This window comes from Enterobacter sp. 5-4, assembly GCF_000612205.1.
Classification (GTDB): Bacteria; Pseudomonadota; Gammaproteobacteria; order Enterobacterales; family Enterobacteriaceae; genus Enterobacter; species Enterobacter roggenkampii.
The window spans coordinates 276,828-290,065 of record NZ_JFHW01000009.1; the positions used below are offsets into that span (position 1 = coordinate 276,828).

At 55.6% G+C, this 13,238-nt stretch carries 12 protein-coding genes; 7 read left to right on the forward strand and 5 right to left on the reverse strand.

What is annotated here, in order from left to right; translation table 11 throughout:
- The gene (gene selD / locus AA74_RS0105755; RefSeq protein WP_008500702.1) at positions 1-1,044 is read right to left on the reverse strand and encodes a selenide, water dikinase SelD; all 1,044 of its coding nucleotides are present in this window, start codon (positions 1,042-1,044) and stop codon (positions 1-3) included.
- 116 nt (positions 1,045-1,160) lie between these two features.
- Positions 1,161-1,712: an NAD(P)H nitroreductase gene (locus AA74_RS0105760; RefSeq protein ID WP_023343915.1), complete on the reverse strand. Its 552-nt coding sequence runs from the start codon at positions 1,710-1,712 to the stop codon at positions 1,161-1,163.
- A gap of 167 nt (positions 1,713-1,879) precedes the next feature.
- Between AA74_RS0105760 and sppA the strand changes: the two genes are divergently transcribed.
- The 4 genes from sppA (at position 1,880) to AA74_RS0105780 (ending at position 6,943) form a co-directional block, all read left to right on the forward strand.
- Positions 1,880-3,736 (forward strand): signal peptide peptidase SppA, encoded by a 1,857-nt coding sequence (sppA, locus tag AA74_RS0105765; protein WP_025911716.1) that lies wholly within the window; start codon positions 1,880-1,882, stop codon positions 3,734-3,736.
- Positions 3,737-3,799: 63 nt separating this feature from the next.
- Entirely contained in the window at positions 3,800-4,816 is a 1,017-nt protein-coding gene (gene ansA / locus AA74_RS0105770) for an asparaginase (RefSeq protein WP_008500705.1), read from the forward strand.
- A 9-nt stretch (positions 4,817-4,825) separates the two neighbouring features.
- Positions 4,826-5,467, forward strand: coding sequence for a bifunctional nicotinamidase/pyrazinamidase (pncA, locus tag AA74_RS0105775; protein WP_025911718.1), 642 nt, complete (start codon positions 4,826-4,828; stop codon positions 5,465-5,467).
- A gap of 222 nt (positions 5,468-5,689) precedes the next feature.
- Positions 5,690-6,943, forward strand: a complete 1,254-nt coding sequence (locus AA74_RS0105780) for a glycoside hydrolase family 18 protein (protein ID WP_021241051.1) — start codon at positions 5,690-5,692, stop codon at positions 6,941-6,943.
- Between the two features lie 50 nt (positions 6,944-6,993).
- On the opposite strand, the gene AA74_RS0105785 is transcribed toward AA74_RS0105780, so the two are convergent.
- Together AA74_RS0105785 and msrB are read right to left on the reverse strand one after the other, a co-directional pair.
- Positions 6,994-7,266: a YeaC family protein gene (locus AA74_RS0105785; RefSeq protein ID WP_023327144.1), complete on the reverse strand. Its 273-nt coding sequence runs from the start codon at positions 7,264-7,266 to the stop codon at positions 6,994-6,996.
- A 41-nt stretch (positions 7,267-7,307) separates the two neighbouring features.
- Positions 7,308-7,721: a peptide-methionine (R)-S-oxide reductase MsrB gene (msrB, locus tag AA74_RS0105790; protein WP_025911722.1), complete on the reverse strand. Its 414-nt coding sequence runs from the start codon at positions 7,719-7,721 to the stop codon at positions 7,308-7,310.
- A 341-nt stretch (positions 7,722-8,062) separates the two neighbouring features.
- On the opposite strand from msrB, the gene gapA reads away from it, so the two are divergent.
- Together gapA and AA74_RS0105800 are read left to right on the forward strand one after the other, a co-directional pair.
- Positions 8,063-9,058, forward strand: coding sequence for a glyceraldehyde-3-phosphate dehydrogenase (gene gapA, locus AA74_RS0105795; protein WP_006809136.1), 996 nt, complete (start codon positions 8,063-8,065; stop codon positions 9,056-9,058).
- Positions 9,059-9,130: 72 nt separating this feature from the next.
- On the forward strand, positions 9,131-10,015 hold the full coding sequence (locus tag AA74_RS0105800) for a D-hexose-6-phosphate mutarotase (protein ID WP_021241049.1): 885 nt from the start codon (positions 9,131-9,133) through the stop codon (positions 10,013-10,015).
- 78 nt (positions 10,016-10,093) lie between these two features.
- On the opposite strand, the gene AA74_RS0105805 is transcribed toward AA74_RS0105800, so the two are convergent.
- A complete protein-coding gene (locus AA74_RS0105805; RefSeq protein ID WP_025911727.1) occupies positions 10,094-10,840 on the reverse strand; it encodes a MipA/OmpV family protein in 747 nt (248 codons plus the stop codon).
- A 431-nt stretch (positions 10,841-11,271) separates the two neighbouring features.
- Here AA74_RS0105805 and yeaG point away from each other — a divergent pair, with 431 nt between their 5' ends.
- Positions 11,272-13,206: a protein kinase YeaG gene (yeaG, locus tag AA74_RS0105810; protein ID WP_008500713.1), complete on the forward strand. Its 1,935-nt coding sequence runs from the start codon at positions 11,272-11,274 to the stop codon at positions 13,204-13,206.
- Positions 13,207-13,238 lie beyond the last annotated feature (32 nt).

Sequence of the window (13,238 nt, forward strand, 5' to 3'; positions counted from 1 at the left end):
TTAACGGATCTCAATCATCGGTCGGCCACCGCGCGCGGTCACCAGCTCGCCGATCGCCGTCAGGGTAATGCCGAACTCGGCGGCCGTTGCCTGAACCTCGGCTTCGGATTCTGGCGTGACCGCCAGCAGCAGGCCGCCGGAGGTTTGCGGATCGCACAGCAGGTTGCGCCATTCTTCTGGCATTTCGCCCATCAGGTGACCATAGCTGGCGAAGTTGCGCTGGGTACCGCCCGGGACCGCGCCCTGAGCAATATACTCTTCCACGCCCGGTAGCTTCGGCACGTCCTGATACCAGACCTGCGCCTGCACGCCCGCGCCCTGACACACTTCGGAGAGGTGCCCCAGCAGACCAAAACCGGTCACGTCGGTCATCGCCTTCACGCCGTCGATATTGGCGAACGCCGCACCCGCGAGGTTCATCTGGCACATGACTTCGGTTGCCAGCCCTTTGTGCTCCGGTTTGAGCAGGGATTTTTTCTCGGCGGTGGTCAGCACGCCAATGCCCAACGGCTTGGTGAGGAACAGCTTGCAGCCCGCCTGCGCGGTACTGTTGCGCTTCACGCGCTCGGTCGGGACCACGCCGGTCACGGCCAGGCCGAAGATAGGCTCCGGCGCATCGATAGAGTGACCACCGGCCAGCGCAATCCCCGCCTGCTGGCAGGCGAAACGGCCGCCATCAATCACTTCACGGGCTACTTCCGGCGGGATGGTGTTGATCGGCCAGCCCAGAATAGCGATCGCCATAATCGGTTTGCCGCCCATGGCGAAGATATCGCTGATGGCGTTAGTGGCCGCAATACGCCCGAAATCGAACGGGTTGTCGACAATCGGCATAAAGAAGTCGGTGGTGCTGATAATGCTGGTGCCGTTACCCAGGTCATAAACCGCTGCATCGTCACGCGTTTCGTTGCCGACAAGCAGGTTCGGGTCGACAAACTTCGCCTGTTCGCTGTGCAGGATGGTCTCCAGCACTTTAGGGGAAATTTTACAACCGCAACCGGCTCCGTGGCTGTACTGCGTTAAACGAATGGTTTGCTCGCTCATGGACGTCTCCTGTCATCTCAATCGCGCTATGGTAGCGCTCATTCCATAAAGAGGTAAGTATGACTGTCTGAATTCTGCGGCAGATGCTCAGAATCCAGACAGTTTAGCGCGCGCTATCAGAAACGGCTGACGAAAGGCGTGGTGTCCGGCACGCTGATGGTGCTGGAGGCTTTAAGCTGCGGAGTACCGAGATAGAGGAAACCGACAATTTTGTCATGCTCACCGCAGGCAAAACCGTCCCGGACCGCCGGGCTTTCGGTCAGCGCACCGGTGCGCCAGATACCGTTAAAGCCTTGCGCGACGGCGGCCATCTGCATCGCCATCACCGCACAGCCCGCAGACATTTCCTGTTCCCAGACCGGGACTTTATGATCCGCCTGGCATTTTGCCACGACAGCGATGATCATCGGGGCGCGGAATGGGGCATTACGCGCCTTCTCGATTCCTTTCTCATCCTGCCCTGCGGCCACCGCCCCCTGCTCGAGCAGTTTACTGAAACGATCGCGGCCTTCGCCTTCAATCACAAAGAAGTGCCACGGCTGCAGCGTGCCATGATCGGGGGCACGCATGCCGGCACGCAGAATGTTCTCCAGCTGCTCGCCTGCCGGGGCAGGTTCGGCCAGACGGGAAGCGCTACGGCGGTTAACAAGCAGTTCGAGTGCGTCCATTGGTTAACTCCTTTCTTGAAATTTACTCACAAAATTAACACGACGGCAGATTTTGTTACAGCCTGGCAGGCGATTCCTGCTGACAAGTGGCGGTTGGGTCATTACGATAACCCAACATTACCGTCCAGTGGCGACGGAAACAGTCATTTTCTGGTTAGGGAGAATACATGCGAACCCTTTGGCGAATTATTGCCGGTTTCTTTAAATGGACGTGGCGACTGCTCAACTTCGTCCGCAACCTGGTGATGAATATCTTCTTCATCCTGCTGGTTCTGGTTTGCGCGGGCATCTGGATGCACATCAGCAACGCAAATCAGGCGCAGCATTCGACTCGCGGGGCCCTGTTACTCGATATCACCGGCGTCATCGTTGATAAACCGTCAGCCAGCAACCGTCTGGGTGTGATCAGCCGTCAGCTGTTTGGCGCCACGTCCGACCGCCTGCAGGAAAACTCCCTGTTCGATATCGTCGATGCCATCCGTCAGGCCAAAGATGACCGCAACATCACCGGCATCGTGCTGGATCTGAAAGATTTTGCCGGCGGCGATCAGCCGTCTATGCAGTACATCGGTAAAGCGCTGCGCGAATTCCGCGACAGCGGCAAGCCGGTCATTGCCGTGGGCGACAGCTACAGCCAGGGGCAATATTATCTGGCGAGCTTCGCCAATAAAATCTGGCTCTCCCCGCAGGGTACGGTCGATCTGCACGGCTTTGCCACCAACGGCCTGTACTATAAATCGCTGCTCGATAAGCTGAAGGTCACCACCCACGTCTTCCGCGTCGGTACGTACAAATCCGCCGTGGAGCCGTTTATCCGCGACGATATGTCCCCTGCCGCCCGCGAAGCGGACAGCCGCTGGATTGGCGAGCTGTGGCAGAACTATCTCGGCACCGTTGCCGCTAACCGTCAGATTACGCCTGAGCAGGTGTTCCCTGGCGCGCAGGGCGTGCTGGAAGGCCTGCGTAAGGTTGACGGCGATACCGCGAAATACGCGCTCGATAACAAACTGGTTGATGCCCTGGGCACCAGCGCCGAGATTGAAAAATCCCTGAGCAAACAGTTTGGCTGGAGCAAAGAGGACAAAAATTACAGCGCCATCAGCATGTATGATTACTCGACGAAGAAACCGGATGAGAACGGGGACAGCGTCGCGGTGGTCTTTGCTAACGGTGCGATCATGGACGGTCAGGAGACTCCGGGGAACGTGGGCGGCGACACCACCGCGTCACAAATCCGCGATGCGCGCCTCGATCCGAAAGTGAAGGCGATTGTCCTGCGGGTCAACAGCCCTGGCGGTAGCGTCAGCGCCTCCGAAGTGATCCGCGCTGAACTGGCCGCGGCCCGCGCCGCCGGTAAGCCGGTCGTCGTCTCAATGGGCGGAATGGCCGCCTCCGGGGGTTACTGGATCTCAACGCCAGCCAACTACATCGTGGCGAACCCAAGCACGCTCACCGGCTCGATTGGCATCTTCGGGGTGATCAACACCGTAGAAAACAGCCTGGGTTCTCTGGGCGTGCATACTGACGGCGTAGCGACCTCTCCGCTCGCGGATGTCGCGGTGACCAAATCCCTGCCGCCGGAAGTCTCTGAGATGATGCAGCTCAGCATTGAGAACGGCTATAAACGCTTTATCACCCTGGTCGCCGACTCGCGCAAAAAGACGCCTGAGCAGATCGACCAGATTGCGCAGGGCCACGTCTGGACCGGTCAGGATGCGAAGAGCAACGGACTGGTGGACAGCCTGGGCGACTTCGATGACGCGGTGAAGAAAGCCGCCGAACTGGCGAAGCTGAAGCAGTGGCATATCGAGTATTACCAGGACGAACCGTCGTTCTTCGATATGGTCATGGACAGCATGTCCGGCTCGGTACGCGCCATGCTGCCGGAGGCGCTGCAGGCTTACCTGCCTGCGCCGGTCGCCACGGCGGCAAAAGCGATGAAGGCAGAAAGCGATAAGCTTGCGGCCTTTAACGATCCACAGAGTCGTTACGCGTTTTGCCTGACCTGCGCGAACGTCCGTTAAAAACCGTCCCCTCTTCCTACGAAGAGGGGATTTTTTTCTTTTGAAGAACAAGAACTCACTACCATGCAGAAGAAATCGATTTATGTAGCCTACACTGGCGGTACCATCGGTATGCAGCGCTCCGAAAACGGCTATATCCCCGTCTCCGGCCACCTGCAGCGTCAGCTTGCGCTGATGCCCGAATTCCACCGTCCGGAAATGCCTGACTTTACCATCCACGAATACGAGCCGCTGATGGACTCCTCCGACATGACGCCGGAAGACTGGCAGCACATCGCGGATGACATTAAAGCCCATTACGACCAGTACGACGGCTTCGTGATCCTGCACGGTACCGACACCATGGCGTTTACCGCCTCGGCGCTCTCCTTCATGCTGGAGAACCTGAGCAAGCCGGTTATCGTCACCGGGTCGCAAATTCCGCTGGCGGAGCTGCGCTCCGACGGGCAGATCAACCTGCTGAACTCCCTGTACGTGGCGGCGAATTACCCGATTAACGAAGTGTCGTTGTTCTTTAACAACCGTCTGTATCGCGGTAACCGCACCACCAAAGCCCACGCCGACGGCTTTGACGCCTTTGCCTCACCTAACCTGCAGCCGCTGCTGGAGGCCGGGATTCATATCCGTCGTCTGGGAACCCCGCCTGCACCGAACACCGCGGGCGAGCTGATTGTGCATCCGATTACTCCGCAACCGATTGGCGTGGTGACCATTTATCCGGGTATCTCTGCGGACGTGGTGCGTAACTTCCTGCGCCAGCCGGTGAAAGCGCTTATCCTGCGCTCCTATGGCGTGGGCAATGCGCCGCAAAACGGCGAGTTTCTGAAAGAGCTTCAGGAAGCCAGCGAACGCGGAATTGTGGTGGTGAACCTGACCCAGTGTATGTCCGGTAAAGTGAATATGGGCGGCTATGCCACCGGCAACGCGCTGGCGCATGCGGGGGTGATCAGCGGTTTCGATATGACCGTTGAGGCAACGCTGACTAAACTTCACTATTTACTGAGTCAGGATCTGGACATTCAGTCCATTCGCAGCGCGATGATGCAAAACCTGCGCGGCGAACTGACGCCTGACGAATAAGGAGGTCTCATGAAGCAACGCGCCCTGCTCCTGGTCGATTTGCAAAATGATTTCTGCGCGGGCGGTGCGCTGGCCGTCGCCGAAGGTGACAGCACCGTTGACGTGGCCAACACGCTGATTGACTGGTGCAAAGCCCGTGGTGAAGCAGTTGTCGCAAGCCAGGACTGGCACCCGGCAAATCACGGCAGCTTTGCCAGCCAGCACAATGTCGAGCCCTTCACCCAGGGTGAACTCGACGGGCTGGCGCAAACTTTCTGGCCGGATCACTGCGTACAGCAAACGGAAGGCGCGGTGTTACATCCGCTCCTGAACCAGAAAGCCATCGACGCGGTGTTCCATAAAGGTGAAAACCCGGCTATCGACAGCTATAGCGCGTTTTTTGATAACGGGCATCGCCAGAAAACGGCGCTGGACGCCTGGTTACGTCACCATGAAATCACCGAGCTGATTGTGCTGGGGCTGGCAACGGACTACTGCGTGAAGTTCACCGTGCTGGATGCGCTTCAGCTTGGCTACACCGTCAGCGTCATCACCGACGGCTGCCGCGGGGTGAACATTCAACCGCAGGATAGCGCTCAGGCGTTTATGGATATGGCTGCGGAAGGCGCGACGCTGTATACGCTCGAAGACTGGCTGGAAACGCAGGCGTAGTCTTTTAAGCCGGGTGGCGGCTGCGCCCTTACTCTGCCTACTTCTTTGGTCTGGTAGGCCGGGTAAGCGTCAGCGCCACCCGGCAAAACTCCCCCTCCGATCCCCATAAAGTGAACTCCCTCGCAACCTCAGCGAAGCGGCAATGCTATTCTCTTCAGGCTGTTTTTTCGCCACGCCTTTTCCGTGGCGTGGTTATTTTTATTAAGTCAAAGAGGAACTTGTATGAAACGTTTGCCCTTGCTGGCAGCACTACCCTTGCTTTGCGCATCAGTTGCCTCCGCCAGTTCCCTGATGTCCGTAGGCTACTTTAACGGGGGTGGCGACGTCACCGCCGGACCGGGTGGCGATATCAATAAGCTGGACGTTCGCCAGATCACCCACCTGAACTACTCGTTTGGTCTGGTCTATAACGACGAAAAAGACGAAACCAACGCCGCGCTGAAAGATCCGGCGAAGCTGCATCAAATCTGGCTATCGCCAAAAGTGGCGTCCGATCTGGCCTTAATCCCCACGCTGCGTAAGCAAAACCCAAATCTTAAGGTCCTGCTCTCCGTCGGCGGCTGGGGCGCGCGTGGTTTCTCTGGCGCAGCGGCAACCCAAGAGAGCCGCGCGGTGTTCATCCGCTCCGCGCAGGAGATTGTTGAAAAATATGGTCTGGACGGGATCGACCTCGACTGGGAGTATCCGGTCAACGGCGCCTGGGGCCTGGTGGCAAGCCAGCCCACCGACAGGGAAAACTTTACCGCCCTGCTGAAGGAGATGCGCGACGCGTTCGGGCATAAAAAGCTGGTGACCATTGCGGTAGGCGCGAATGCGGAAAGTCCGAAAAGCTGGGTGGATGTGAAAGCCATTGCGCCCCTGCTCGATTACATCAACCTGATGACCTACGACATGGCGTACGGCACGCAGTATTTCAATGCCAACCTGTACGACTCCAGCGCCTGGCCGACGGTGGCCGCCGCGGACAAATACAGCGTCGATTTTGTGGTGAACAACTATCTGGCCGCCGGGCTGAAGCCACAGCAGATGAATCTCGGGATTGGTTTCTATGGCCGCGTACCGAAACGCGCCGTGGAGCCGGGCATTGACTGGACGAAACCCGATGCGCAAAAAAATCCGGCCACTCAGCCCTACTTCGGGCCGCAGGAGATCGGGTTGTTCAAGTCGCTCGGCTATGACCTGACCAAAGATACCTACGTGAAGTACAACGATATCGTCAAAAAGCTGCTGAACGATCCGCAGAAACGCTTTACCGAGCACTGGGACGACCAGGCGAAAGTGCCGTGGCTTTCGGTGAAGGGTGCCGATGGCAACGCGCTGTTTGCGATTTCGTATGAGAACCCGCGATCCGTGGCGATCAAAGCGGACTACATCAAAGAGAAAGGTCTCGCCGGGGCGATGTTCTGGGAGTACGGCGCGGATGATGAAAACCAATTAGCGAAGCAGCTGGCGGCGTCGCTCGGGATCCCGCACTAAAGTGTAGCGTGCCGGGTGGCGCTAGCGCTTACCCGGCCTACATGAGAGCATTATTTGAAAGTCGCAATCGGCTTCGGGGTGATACCGAAGTCCTCTTTCAGCTCACGCTTGCTCTTCATCACCATCTGACCACGGGTGTCGATCGTCATGTGCTGCGCGTCGGTGTTGTTGCGCGCCTGCCACAGCATCACCAGCTGCAGGCTGTTCTCTTTCTGCTCCGGGGTCAGCGCGACGCCATCGGGCCATTTTCCCAGCTCTACGGCGGTGACCAGACGCTGATAAATCTCCGGCGTCATCCCGCTAATCATGTCTTCAATATTCACAATCCCGCCCTTTTAAAGGAATAATTTGCTGAATCGTTTTTTCAACCCTTGATCTGGTCGCCGTTTTCGTCGTCAGTGAAGCTCATTGAGGCGGAATTCACGCAGAAACGCTCGCCCGTTGGCTGAGGGCCATCCGGGAAGACGTGTCCAAGGTGCGCATCACAGTTGCCACAGCGAATTTCCGTGCGCACCATGCCGTGCGACGCGTCGGTCAGATAGCGGATAGCCTCATCGCTCACCGGCTCGTAAAAGCTCGGCCAGCCGCAGCCCGAATCAAATTTCGTTTGGGAATTAAACAGCGGGGCATCACAGACCAGGCAGTGGTAGACGCCGTCTCGCTTGTTGTGCAGTAAACGCCCGGTGAACGGCGGTTCCGTCCCGTGGTTTTGCGTCACGTAAAACTGCATTTCTGTGAGGTTTTTTTTCAAATCGTCGGGGTTACGTTGGTTCGACATATGCTTACATCTCGCTGTAGAAACAGACATCTTTTACCCCGCATTCTAACAAAACATTAACACCCTTGCGTGCACTTTTGATCTAAACTTATGTGTCGCGAAAAGGCGGTCAGGCAATTGTGATCATATTCACATTTTTATCCTGCGAGGACTTTAAAATTCCGGGCGCAGCCCCCATGTGGTTGCAAGCTCAAAGGGAAAGTGAGGCGAGTCAGTCGCACAAACGTTAGTCACAGGATTGATTTGTCGCAATGATTGACACGATTCCGCTTGACGCTGCGTAAGGTTTTTGTAATTTTACAGGCAACCTTTTATTCACTAACAAATAGCTGGTGGAATATATGACTATCAAAGTAGGTATCAACGGTTTTGGCCGTATCGGCCGTATTGTTTTCCGTGCTGCTCAGAAACGTTCTGACATCGAAATCGTTGGTATCAACGATCTCCTGGACGCTGAATACATGGCGTACATGCTGAAGTACGACTCAACTCACGGTCGTTTCGACGGCACCGTTGAAGTGAAAGACGGCCACCTGGTTGTAAATGGCAAAACCATCCGCGTTACTGCTGAGAAAGACCCAGCTAACCTGAAATGGAACGAAATTGGTGTTGACGTTGTTGCTGAAGCAACCGGTATCTTCCTGACCGACGAAACTGCACGTAAACACATCACTGCGGGTGCGAAGAAAGTTGTTCTGACGGGTCCTTCCAAAGACAACACCCCAATGTTCGTTCGTGGTGCAAACTTCGAAACTTACGCTGGCCAGGACATCGTTTCCAACGCATCCTGCACCACCAACTGCCTGGCACCGCTGGCTAAAGTTATCAACGACAACTTCGGCATCATCGAAGGTCTGATGACCACCGTTCACGCAACCACCGCTACTCAGAAAACCGTTGATGGCCCGTCTCACAAAGACTGGCGCGGCGGCCGTGGCGCGGCTCAGAACATCATCCCATCCTCTACCGGTGCGGCTAAAGCTGTAGGTAAAGTACTGCCAGAACTGAATGGCAAACTGACTGGTATGGCGTTCCGCGTTCCAACTCCTAACGTATCCGTTGTTGACCTGACCGTTCGTCTGGAAAAAGCTGCTTCTTATGAAGAAATTAAGAAAGCAATCAAAGCTGCTTCCGAAGGCCCAATGAAAGGCGTTCTGGGTTACACCGAAGACGACGTTGTTTCTACCGATTTCAACGGCGAAGTGTGCACTTCCGTGTTCGATGCTAAAGCAGGTATCGCACTGAACGACAACTTCGTTAAACTGGTATCCTGGTACGACAACGAAACCGGCTACTCTAACAAAGTACTGGACCTGATCGCTCACATCTCCAAATAAGTTGAGATGAGTGTTTGATCCAAAAAGGCGACTTCGGTCGCCTTTTTTATTTATAAGACAGAGGATTGCTTAATGATTAATAAAATTTTTGCACTTCCGGTAGTCGAACAACTTACCCCTGTGCTCTCCCGCCGCCAGATTGACGGTGCCGACGTTATCGTCGTTGACCATCCACGCGTTAAGGCCTCCGTGGCGCTGAACGGCGCCCACCTGCTCTCCTGGAAGCCGGAAGGTGAAGTTGAGGGATTGTGGCTCAGTGATGCGACCTCCTTCAAAAAAGGGGCTGCAATCCGTGGTGGCGTACCGATCTGCTGGCCGTGGTTCGGCCCGTCCGCACAGCCGGGTTTGCCTTCTCACGGTTTTGCCCGTAACCAGCAGTGGACCCTGAAAGCGCATAACGAAGACGACAGCGGCGCCGTGCTGACCTTTGAGCTGCAGGCAAATGACGAAACGCGCGCCCTGTGGCCGCACGATTTCACCCTGTACGCCCGCTTTAAGCTGGGTAAAACCTGTGAAATCGAACTGGAAGCCCACGGCGAGTTCGAAACCACCTCCGCCCTGCACACCTATTTCAACGTGGGTGACATCAGCGCTGTGAAGGTGAGTGGCCTTGGCGATACCTTTATCGATAAAGTCGACAACGCGAAAGAAGGCAAACTCAGCGACGGCGTTCAGGCGTTTCCTGACCGTACCGACCGCGTCTATCTGCATCCGGAAGCATGCAGCATGATCCACGACGGTGCCCTGAACCGCGGCATTGAGGTAGTACATCACCATCACAGCAACGTGGTGGGCTGGAACCCGGGTCCTGCACTGTCTGTCAGCATGGCCGACGTGCCTGACGACGGTTATAAAACCTTTGTCTGCGTGGAAACGGCCTGCGTGACTACCCCGCAAAAAGCGAGTGAAGAAAAGCCATCTCGTTTAGGTCAGACGATCCGCATTATTAAGCGATAATCTCGCTGCACCACACTAAAGCAAACGGGGCGCAAGCGCCCCGTTTTGATGCACCAATTGCACAATATAAGTGCGCAATCAGAACTTGTAGGTCACACCGACAGAGAAGATGCCTGCCCAGGACTTATCGACCATCGGGCTGTCTTTCACTTCATCGCTCAGACGCTCATAACGGCCAGTACCGTACACGCTCCAGTCGCCAAGGAAGTTATAGCTCGCGGTCAGCTCCAGGTACGGATCCCAGCCGTCATCTGCGCTGTAGCTCTTCAGACCGCTACGACGGGACTCGTTTTTAGAGACGCCATAATAGTAGTCATTGTAGTTCTCGCTGTTGTACTGCACACCGATACCCGGCGTCAGGGTCAGACCACCGTTGGTGTAACGGTACAGCCACGCCAGATCCCAGATAAAGCCGTTGCTGTTATCCAGCGTATCGCCTGCCAGGGCCGTACGCAGGAAGCCATACTGGGTGTTATGCACATAAGAGAGGCCGGCCATCATCGAGCTTTTACGCTTGTCGAGCTGGCGAAGCGCGTGGCTGTCGCTGTCACCCGGCTTGAAGTGCGTAGGATCGTAGTACGCCATGATGGAGAGCTTATCGGCCGTATCGTTCCACAGATAGTAGCCGCCGCCGAGCCCACGGAACCAGACGTTATCGCCTTCATAGGTGATAACCGGCACAGGATAAACATCACGGTCATACTGTTTGTACGGGCTGTTAATGACGCCAACACCCGCGCCAACCTTCCACTGACTTTCCGCCTGTGCGGTGCTTACTGCGGTCGCGGCAAGGATGCCTAATGCCAGAAGTTTGAGTTTGGTCACAATCCATTCTTTCCTGTAGTCAAATAATCAGCGGGTGAAGTGTAACCGCCATTCCCGTACATCCCAAAATTTTTTGCCTGCTAATCAGTCTGATTAACCCATTATTTTTAACTTATCAGATGACAACCGGCTTTCATTTACATGACCGCTGAATGAAAAATGTGCTTTTGCCTTATTACCAGAGTGGAAATTTTTGGATGAGTTATTGATATGTCATTGAAAGTAGATTTTATGGGCATGCAAGTTTTGCAAATGCCATCTACGCTTTAATTTAAGAAGAGTTTTCCTGAACACCCTGCGGTTCTTAGCGTCTGACCTGGCACACAGGTTGCTGCTCTGGCAGTGAGGTGCGAGAGATTCTCTTCCGGGAGCCTCCACTACTCATACGAACGGCTCTTATCCTGTGCTAAAAAACGAAAGGACGGCATGCCATGAATATATTCGATCACTATCGCCAGCGCTATGAAGCTGCCAAGGACGAAGAGTTCACACTGCAGGAGTTTCTTACCATCTGTCGGCAAGATCGCAGTGCCTATGCCAATGCGGCAGAACGGCTATTGATGGCTATTGGTGAGCCAAACATGGTTGACACTGCCCTGGAACCCCGGCTTTCCCGTCTCTTTTCGAATCGGGTGGTCGCCCGATACCCGGCGTTTGAAGAGTTCTATGGCATGGAAGATGCCATAGAGCAGATTGTCTCCTACCTGAAGCATGCCGCTCAGGGTCTGGAAGAGAAGAAACAGATCCTCTATTTACTTGGCCCCGTGGGCGGCGGTAAATCCTCGCTGGCGGAACGCCTGAAGTCGCTGATGCAGCGCGTGCCTATCTATGTCCTGAGCGCCAACGGCGAGCGCAGCCCAGTGAACGACCACCCGCTGTGCTTGTTCAATCCGCAGGAAGATGCGCAGATTCTGGATAAAGAGTACGGCATCCCGCGTCGCTACCTCGGCACCATCATGTCGCCGTGGGCGGCAAAACGCCTGCATGAGTTTGGTGGCGACATCACCAAATTCCGCGTGGTGAAAGTCTGGCCGTCGATCCTGGAACAGATCGCCATCGCTAAAACGGAACCCGGTGATGAGAACAACCAGGATATTTCGGCGCTGGTCGGTAAGGTCGACATCCGCAAGCTGGAAAACTTCGCGCAAAACGACCCGGATGCCTACGGTTACTCCGGCGCGCTGTGCCGGGCTAACCAGGGGATTATGGAATTCGTCGAGATGTTTAAAGCGCCCATCAAGGTGCTGCATCCGCTGCTGACGGCCACTCAGGAAGGAAACTACAACGGGACGGAAGGTATCTCCGCCCTGCCGTTTAACGGGATCATTCTTGCCCACTCGAACGAATCTGAATGGGTGACCTTCCGTAACAACAAAAACAACGAGGCCTTCCTTGACCGCGTGTACATCGTCAAGGTGCCTTACTGCCTGCGGATCTCCGAAGAGATCAAAATTTACGAGAAACTGCTTAACCACAGTGAGCTGGTGCATGCGCCGTGCGCGCCGGGCACGCTGGAAACGCTGTCTCGCTTCTCCATCCTGTCGCGCCTGAAAGAGCCGGAAAACTCCAGCATCTACTCGAAAATGCGCGTCTATGACGGTGAGAGCCTGAAGGATACCGATCCGAAAGCGAAGTCGTATCAGGAGTATCGCGACTACGCCGGGGTTGATGAAGGGATGAACGGTCTGTCCACGCGCTTCGCGTTTAAGATCCTCTCCCGCGTCTTTAACTTCGACCATGCGGAAGTAGCGGCCAACCCGGTGCATCTGTTCTACGTGCTGGAGCAGCAAATCGAGCGCGAGCAGTTCCCCCAGGAGCAGGCTGAACGCTACCTTGAGTTCCTGAAAGGTTACCTGATCCCGAAATACGCCGAGTTCATTGGCAAAGAGATCCAGACGGCCTACCTGGAATCCTATTCAGAATACGGGCAGAACATTTTTGACCGTTATGTCACCTACGCTGACTTCTGGATCCAGGATCAGGAGTACCGCGACCCGGATACCGGCCAGCTGTTTGACCGTGAATCCCTGAACGCGGAGCTGGAAAAAATCGAGAAGCCTGCCGGGATCAGCAACCCGAAAGACTTCCGTAATGAGATTGTGAACTTCGTCCTGCGCGCCAGAGCGCATAACAACGGGCGCAATCCGAACTGGACCAGCTACGAGAAGCTGCGCACGGTCATTGAGAAGAAAATGTTCTCCAATACCGAAGAGCTGCTGCCGGTGATCTCGTTTAACGCCAAAACCTCAACCGATGAACAGAAAAAGCACGACGATTTTGTCGACCGTATGATGGAAAAAGGCTACACCCGCAAACAGGTCCGCCTGCTCTGCGAATGGTACCTGCGCGTGCGTAAATCGTCTTAAAACAAGTGCCCGGCGGCGCTTAGCGCCTGCCG

Excerpts from the sequence above, each read along its gene's own strand:
- AA74_RS0105760 (WP_023343915.1), bottom strand. The coding sequence starts at position 1,712 with ATGGACGCACTCGAACTGCTTGTTAACCGCCGTAGCGCTTCCCGTCTG.
- ansA (WP_008500705.1), top strand. The coding sequence starts at position 3,800 with ATGCAGAAGAAATCGATTTATGTAGCCTACACTGGCGGTACCATCGGT.
- sppA (WP_025911716.1), top strand. The coding sequence starts at position 1,880 with ATGCGAACCCTTTGGCGAATTATTGCCGGTTTCTTTAAATGGACGTGG.
- pncA (WP_025911718.1), top strand. The coding sequence starts at position 4,826 with ATGAAGCAACGCGCCCTGCTCCTGGTCGATTTGCAAAATGATTTCTGC.
- msrB (WP_025911722.1), bottom strand. The coding sequence starts at position 7,721 with ATGTCGAACCAACGTAACCCCGACGATTTGAAAAAAAACCTCACAGAA.
- AA74_RS0105800 (WP_021241049.1), top strand. The coding sequence starts at position 9,131 with ATGATTAATAAAATTTTTGCACTTCCGGTAGTCGAACAACTTACCCCT.
- AA74_RS0105780 (WP_021241051.1), top strand. The coding sequence starts at position 5,690 with ATGAAACGTTTGCCCTTGCTGGCAGCACTACCCTTGCTTTGCGCATCA.
- gapA (WP_006809136.1), top strand. The coding sequence starts at position 8,063 with ATGACTATCAAAGTAGGTATCAACGGTTTTGGCCGTATCGGCCGTATT.
- yeaG (WP_008500713.1), top strand. The coding sequence starts at position 11,272 with ATGAATATATTCGATCACTATCGCCAGCGCTATGAAGCTGCCAAGGAC.
- selD (WP_008500702.1), bottom strand. The coding sequence starts at position 1,044 with ATGAGCGAGCAAACCATTCGTTTAACGCAGTACAGCCACGGAGCCGGT.